The organism is Streptomyces sp. NPDC001880 (assembly GCF_053594575.1).
Window position 1 is genome coordinate 1 of record NZ_JBSFET010000192.1, and the last position, 5,017, is coordinate 5,017.

At 68.5% G+C, this 5,017-nt stretch carries 6 protein-coding genes; 1 reads left to right on the forward strand and 5 read right to left on the reverse strand.

Annotation, left to right across the window (positions count from 1 at the left end; genetic code table 11):
* The coding region (locus ACWCQ6_RS35770) for a phytoene desaturase family protein (protein ID WP_451096472.1) at positions 1-1,118 on the forward strand (1,118 nt) is incomplete at its 5' end.
* A gap of 369 nt (positions 1,119-1,487) precedes the next feature.
* Here ACWCQ6_RS35770 and ACWCQ6_RS35775 read toward each other — a convergent pair.
* The 5 genes from ACWCQ6_RS35775 to ACWCQ6_RS35795 form a co-directional block, all read right to left on the reverse strand.
* Positions 1,488-2,528: a Mu transposase C-terminal domain-containing protein gene (locus tag ACWCQ6_RS35775; protein ID WP_451096474.1), complete on the reverse strand. Its 1,041-nt coding sequence runs from the start codon at positions 2,526-2,528 to the stop codon at positions 1,488-1,490.
* Positions 2,529-2,601: 73 nt separating this feature from the next.
* A complete protein-coding gene (locus tag ACWCQ6_RS35780; RefSeq protein ID WP_451096476.1) occupies positions 2,602-3,012 on the reverse strand; it encodes a hypothetical protein in 411 nt (136 codons plus the stop codon).
* Positions 3,013-3,627, reverse strand: a complete 615-nt coding sequence (locus tag ACWCQ6_RS35785; protein WP_451096478.1) for a hypothetical protein — start codon at positions 3,625-3,627, stop codon at positions 3,013-3,015.
* Positions 3,624-4,676: a tyrosine-type recombinase/integrase gene (locus tag ACWCQ6_RS35790; RefSeq protein WP_451096480.1), complete on the reverse strand. Its 1,053-nt coding sequence runs from the start codon at positions 4,674-4,676 to the stop codon at positions 3,624-3,626. Before ACWCQ6_RS35790 ends, ACWCQ6_RS35785 begins: the two co-directional genes overlap by 4 nt.
* The gene (locus ACWCQ6_RS35795) at positions 4,673-4,798 is read right to left on the reverse strand and encodes a hypothetical protein (RefSeq protein WP_451096482.1); all 126 of its coding nucleotides are present in this window, start codon (positions 4,796-4,798) and stop codon (positions 4,673-4,675) included. Before ACWCQ6_RS35795 ends, ACWCQ6_RS35790 begins: the two co-directional genes overlap by 4 nt.
* Positions 4,799-5,017: the final 219 nt, after the last annotated feature.

Here is a 5,017-nt window from a genome sequence, read left to right on the forward strand (position 1 = left end):
GCCGAGGACAGCGGCACCCGCTCGGGCCGCACCGCTTCCCGCAGTGCGGGCCGGCGCATGGGCCGGCGGCCCGCTTCGACATGCTGGCCGAGGACATCATGGGGCCGCTGTTGCGCCTGCCCAGGCACCCGCTTGCCCTTGCCCGGTTCGGCCTGCCGACGCTGCTGCCGGGCTCGGCCATCGCGCGGCTGTTTGCCACCGAGCGGGGCCGAGCGTTGTTCGGCGGGGTGGCCGCGCACGCGTTCCGGCCGCTGCACTACCCGCTCTCCTCCGCCATCGCCCTGGGCATCATCGCCGCCGGGCATCGACACGGCTGGCCCGTCGCCGCCGGCGGATCGCGGTCGATCTCGGCGGCGCTGGCCGCAGTCCTCGCCGAACACGGTGGCAAGATCGAGACCGGCATCGAGGTGCACCACGCACGCGACCTGCCACCTGCGGACATCACAATGTTCGACCTCGCTCCGCGGGCCGTCGCCGACATCATCGGCGACCGGCTGCCGTCTCGTGTCACCCGCGCATACCGGTCCTTCCGGCACGCCCCGGGAGCCTTCAAGGTCGACTTCGCGGTCGACGGCGGCGTCCCGTGGACGAACCCGGACGCCCACCGAGCCGGCACGCTCCATCTCGGCGGCCCATACGCCGAAATCGCCGCCACCGAACGGGACATCCACGCCGGCCGCATGCCCGAGCGCCCATTCGTCCTCATCGGCCAGCAGTACCTCGCCGACCCCCAGCGCTCCGTCGGCGACATCCACCCCCTCTACAGCTACGCGCACGTGCCCCACGGCTACACCGGCGACGCGACCCAGGCGGTGATCAGCCAGATCGAGCGGTTCGCCCCCGGATTCCGGGAACGCATCGTCGGACACGTATCGCAATCCACCATGGACATGCACGCCTACAACCCCAACTACGTGGGCGGCGACATCATCACCGGCGCCAAGGACATACGCCAGCTCGTCTTCGGCCCGCAGCCCACACTCTCCCCCTATGACACCGGTATCCCCGGCATGTACATCTGCTCGGCCGCCACACCGCCAGGACCGGGCGCGCACGGCATGTGCGGCGCCAACGCGGCCGAGGCGGCGCTGCGCCACTTCCGCTCGCGCCTGGCGTAGCCCCCACTCGACCAGAGACTCCGCTCACCACAACGCTCAAAGCCCTCCCATCGGCTTGTCGCCCCGCCGCCGAGCGTTGTCGATCCACGTACCGAGCCTCACCACGACCCGTCAGCCCCGTTCTGACGGCCCGCCGCACCGGCCTCCGCCTCCAGGTGCTCGACGTGCTTCCGAGACACCCGAAGGTGCCCCTCACGGGCATGGCGGGCGTGGAAACCACCACGAACTGCGAGTGATAGTCCAGCCGCTGCTCCCGGTCCCAGCAGGAGTCATCGACCTTTGGGGTCACCGGGGCGCTGTCCACGTACTGCTGCCAGCCCGCCCAGGTGCTGACCGGAGCGAAGCCCCCGCCGCCCGTCACCTTGTCCTCTACAGCCACTGACCGGCCTCCGCATAGGGGTTGAGCAGGCGGGAACCACGGGCCTGGAAGGCACCGGAGGGCATGTCGTCGCCCTCCTGTTCGGCTTCGTCGAAGCCGTCCAGACTTCTTGGCACATCCTCTGGCCCGTCGCCGTCCGGCCACCACACCTCACCACCGTCGTCCGACACCGCAGCCGAAGTCTGCTCCACGGCAGTGCTGGCCCGGTCGACAGGAGCGACAGAGGCCGCGGCCAGGGCACGCGCAGCCACAGTGCGCTCGCGGCGGGTGCCCTGGCCCGCACCCGCACGCCGAAGGAGCTTGTCCAGCGCACGGGCCAGGGCGAGTTCGTGCCCGTCGCGATCCGAGGTACGGGCCACCGTCCTGCAGACATGCCGCCAGGTGTAATCGGTGAACGGCAGACTCACCTCAGTGGCATGAATCCACGGCACTTGCACGAACCCGTCCGGGAGCCGCACCCAGATCCGTTCCGGCGCGTAGGGGTTGTAATGAACCTCCCAGCGGTCACCCCGGGCAGAACAGCCGGACCTGCGGCGCCGGTGCCCGTTGAGCGCCTCGCTGTCGTACGTGCGGTATCCGAACCGGATCCCGTAGTCGTTGATGACCTGCCACCTCGCCGGCAGCAGCTCGACATGGTCCTGCGGCGTCAGCGTCACCGGCACGTAACCGGTGACGCCGATCAGCGCAGCCCACATCTCGATGGGCGACAGCTCCAGATACGGCAGCAAGGGGTGGCGCAGCGCCTCATGCTTACGCGGATGCCACCCCGCCACCAGCCACTCGTCGAACAACTCCTGCAACTGCGGCAGCGTCCAGCAGGCCTCGTCCTCTACCCGCCGCCCACGCTCGGCGGTATTCGATCCGGTGTAGCCGGCCACGTACTGGCTGAACTGCTGATTGACCGACTTGAACGTGCGCTCCACCTGTCCCTTCGCCGGCCCGTTCGCCGGCGGCACGGGCTGCAACGACACCCCCAAACTCCCGCACGCCGCCAGGAACGAGGAGGACACGAACACCTTGCCCTGGTCCACGACCACCGTGTCCGGAACGATGACAGGTCTGGCCGCAGCGCCCTCCAACCGCTCGTCCAGGGTGAGCAGCCGCTCATAGGGGACCACCGACCGCTGCAGAGCCAGCGCGGCATCCCAGCCCGGATGCATCCGCTCCGGCGCCACCATCTCCGCCAGCAAAACCGCCGCATCCACCGCACTGGTACCCGCAGGCCGCAGTACTGCAGTCGTCCTTGCCGATGTCGAACAGCGTCATCCACCCGCGCCGACGGCACTGGTTGACCAAGGTCTGCACCCACTGGAGCGACCAGAAGGTGTGATCGCGGCGCTGACTGCGGGCGAACAGACCCCACTGAATCTCGGCCCTCAGCAGCGGCGGCAGGCCACGCAGGCTGACCTGCCCCGCCCGGTAGCGCACGATCTCGGTCGAGCACCAGGCCCGGGATGCGGACTCGTTGTCATAGGCAATAGGGACCGTCCCACCGTGCAGGTCGAAAAGCGGCATTCACCGTGGGATGGCCACTCGGGCCAGACCCGGTCGGCCAGCGGTTCTGTAGCGCTTCTCGTGGGTCTCGCAGAGGCCCAGCGGTGTGGCCGCCCGCAGGTGGCAGACGGAGACGAGGCAGTCCCCGAAGGACCGCAGTGGCTTCTCCCGCGAGCACCACAGCTCGAAGTCCGCGGCCTCGCCGACACTGTCCCGGGCCCGCAGCCACCGCCGGTAGTGCCGACTGCAGAGGTCGATGGTCGACATATAGGAGGGACGCTCCAGGCAGATCCGGCAGTCCGGCGGATCCACGTTACCCATCGGATTGCGCGCAGGCGCGGTCTGCTGGAAGTGGTAGCGGGTCAGGTCCGGCTCTGTCTTCACCCGCCGCCGGAACTCCGTGAGATGCGCGCAGCACATGTCCTTTTGGCCGCCGCCCACGGCAGGGCCCTGGCAGTCGACCACACAGCACTTCCACCCGTAGACCGGGTGGTCCTCGGGGAACTTCACGAGATCTTCGGAGTAGAGCGGGTCGACCGTGGGACCGGCAAGCAGTGCGGTGAGAATCTCCAGCCGGTCTCGGTACTGGCGCCGGTCCGGCGACTGGACGACAGGAAGCAGGACAGGTGTACTCATGCCTCGCCCCAGACCGTGCGCAGGGCCGCGTCGAAGACGGGGTCGTGGATGTCGACGTGGGCGTAGATCTCGTCGACGGTCTCGACCGAGGCCCAGCCGCCAGCGTCCCTGGCAACCACGAGGTTGCCGTTCGAGGCGTCCAAGACGGCACTCGCGAGAGAATGACGGAACATATGGGGGCGAATCCTGCCCAGACCGGCACGGAGACCAGCCCGGGAGACCATCTTGCGGGCGCCTTCCGCAGCCCAGGGCAGCCCGCGACCCTTCCCGTGCAGCTGGATCAGCAACAGGCCGTGTGAGGCGTCGCGAGGGTACTCGTCCATGACGTAGTCGAAGTACGAATGGATCATCGTGGGGCTCACGCGCTTGATGCGTCCGCCGCAAATGACGCCGTCCTGGAGTTCCCAGTCCCACTTGGTCTTCGCCCGTGCTCGATTGGTCAACCCGTCCCGGTGGCAGATATGGGCGTGTGGGCTGCGGCATTCTCCGCACTGGGCGTTGTCTCGCAGATGCAGATCGCTCAGATGCAGCCCGCAGAGCTCGCCGATGCGAAAGCCGCCGTCTCCCAACCAGTCGAGAACCAGGTGGTCCCGGAGCGAGGAAACGACCTGGTGCAGTTCCCCGCGGGCACCGTCGGGCAGCATCTTCGGGTGCCGGCGCCGAGTCCGCGTCGGCGCGAGCGGATTCGCCGACATGCTGCGGGTCACATGCCCGAGGAGGGAACGCGAACGGTCGGCCTTCGTCGGAAGGCGCCGCAGATCGAGTTCCTTGGCCAGGGCCTGGTTGAAGCCGAGACCCGCCTGGTGCAGGTAGAAGCCCTTGAGGCACGAACTCGCGCCCGCTAGCGCGCTGTTGCCGTAGGGCTTCTTGCCGACCCACCACGGGGAGCCGAACGGAATCGGCACCTTGGCACCGACCGCTCCCATGTAGCGCTCCAGATCCTGGAAGACCACCTGGTCGAAGGTGAGCCCCTCGCTCTCCAGCCAACGCAGATGGTCCACGAGCAGGTAAGCGTACGTACGGTCCGTCCCCAGCCCCTCGAACTTCACCAGGAACCGGTCCGCCGGTTCGCTACGGCCCCGCCCGACCGGACGATCGTGTACGAGACCCGGCCGTCGCGGTGGTTGATCTCCTGCACCCGCAACTGACCGAGCAACAACTTGCGTGCCATATGCCCTCCAAGCCGACCACCCAGCGACATGGCGAACACCACGGCGCCGATCGGCAAACGAGAGCGGGATGTCCGCGGTCACCGTCTCTGCGAACATCCCGAACACGGCTAAGCCCGGCCGGAAAGCACCCCCGCTCACGAGACCGCTCACGGCGGCGCCAAGGACGACAAAATGTTGGAGGCCGACGCGCTCACGGCGCTAGCCGACGCGGTGCGCGA

Coding starts and splice junctions, on each gene's coding strand:
- ACWCQ6_RS35780 (WP_451096476.1), bottom strand. CDS start 3,012: ATGCCGCTTTTCGACCTGCACGGTGGGACGGTCCCTATTGCCTATGAC.
- ACWCQ6_RS35785 (WP_451096478.1), bottom strand. CDS start 3,627: ATGAGTACACCTGTCCTGCTTCCTGTCGTCCAGTCGCCGGACCGGCGC.
- ACWCQ6_RS35795 (WP_451096482.1), bottom strand. CDS start 4,798: ATGGCACGCAAGTTGTTGCTCGGTCAGTTGCGGGTGCAGGAGATCAAC.